The following is a 1,717-nucleotide window of genomic DNA, read 5'->3' on the forward strand; positions in this document are numbered from 1 at the left end:
AGACGTCAGGCATCTCGATCAACTGCCCGGGGGCCTTGCTCGTTGCGCTTCACGGACCGTCACCCGATCGGTGGCCCGCTCGAAGAAGCTCAGTGCACGGTCGCGTCTGGTATGGCTCCTACTTACCGGCCCCTGCGGTGGGGCACCGCAGGGGTGGTCTAGGCCTACAACGAAGACCAGAAGCGCCCCGAGTGAGCACGGGCCACTGCCGAGCATACGAAGTGATGCTGCGGCGTTCCGCGCCGCAAGGGAAAAGCTACGCCTGGCCTTGAGTAGTGCCGGATACTCGCGCAGTATGGACGGGTGAGCGCTTCGCAAGAGCCGCATGAAGGCACGCCCTTTCTGCCAGAGGTGGGCCGTTCCGGGCAGTATGCCTTCGGCGTTGACAGGCGTCCGCCAAGGGGCGGGACCAACGGCGCGCCTAATGGCCCTACGAAATTCCGGAGATCGCCGAAGCAGCGGTCGCCCGCGCGTGCAAGGCGACCCAAGCGACCGCTGCGAGCACTCGTTGGCGCGCACGCAACCCAGCCGCCTATTTCGATCCACCTTTCAATCATTGGGATCGGCACTTTCGGGCTTCAGCCCGAATAGCCTAGAAGCGCAGGTAAACGCGGCACACCCGAAAGCCCGTGATCACCATTAGCGCAATGAACACCGATGACTGATCCGCGAAGCAGAAGATGATCACGATGGCCCGTAGTGATACACCCAAGGACGACGCTCATCAAGAGATGGGGGCCAGCCTTGCCCACGCCGGTATAGGGACCATCCTCGCCACAGTCAGCGAGAAGGCGTCCAGTCGCGACCACATCACCGCGCTGCTCGACGTAGTGAGCGCCCTCCGTTGTGAGGGCGTCCCGGGCATGGACGACCTCTGCGACCGGCTTATCGAGCGGCATGACGAGGAATCGTTCCGAACACTGAGGCCAGAGCTCGAAGCGGCAGCCAGACGGGCGATCAAGGCGGCAGATGAGGCACGCGCGGCGCGCGACGCCTACACCCGAATCGCCGCAGGCGACAAGGACGCCCAGGCTATGCTTCACATCATCCGCGACCACTGTTGCCCCGAACGCCCGCACTAACCTCGCGCTTTCATGAAGAGGACTTTTCAGTAGACGGTCACACAAACAGCAAAAAATCAGCCTCAGACCGGGAGTTGTATCTCCCCAAGCCCTGGACGGATTACCCGGATCGGTGCCAGACGGCGAGAACTGAGGACGGATTTTTTGAACTACTGACCTTCAAAGCGTGGTGTCGGCAGGGGCTGACGGCCCTTGATCCCTGCGGTATGCCCACTGCATGAGGTATGCGCAAGGGGGCGGGCTGACCGACGAGTGGCGGGCCTTTCGCGAGAAGTTGGGATGGAGGCGGCTGAGCGGTTCGCCGCAGGCGACGATAAAGCGGTCATCGTGCACGAGGTGGGGGATCAGCGTCCGGTCGGTACAGCCGTGGCGCATAGCCTGGTGACAGGACGGGCCAAGAGCACTGGCATCCAGGGGACCTGCCTGATTGCCACTGCACATTGAGCTTCTTCGAGTTGGCCACCGATCGGGTGACATGTCGGCCAGGTTGGTGCAGGTCAGATGGTTTTGCCCCTCCGCTTGGGGCGCCGGGTTGAAGAAGCTCAGTGAACCTCTTTCATCCTGGGGTCTGAGGAGTGAAACAGGCTGGTCAGGTGGGGTGACGTGGCGAAGCCCCTCGTCGTTGGTGTGGTGAT

General features: G+C 62.6%; 1 protein-coding gene. It reads left to right on the forward strand.

Annotated features, from left to right (window positions below; translation table 11 throughout):
* Positions 1 to 680 precede the first annotated feature (680 nt).
* On the forward strand, positions 681 to 1,082 hold the full coding sequence (locus ACGFYN_RS48110; protein ID WP_393872274.1) for a hypothetical protein: 402 nt from the start codon (positions 681 to 683) through the stop codon (positions 1,080 to 1,082).
* The last annotated feature ends 635 nt before the right edge of the window (positions 1,083 to 1,717 follow it).

Origin of the sequence: Streptomyces sp. NPDC048419 (assembly GCF_043200415.1) — a bacterium.
Lineage (GTDB): Bacteria > Actinomycetota > Actinomycetes > Streptomycetales > Streptomycetaceae > Streptomyces.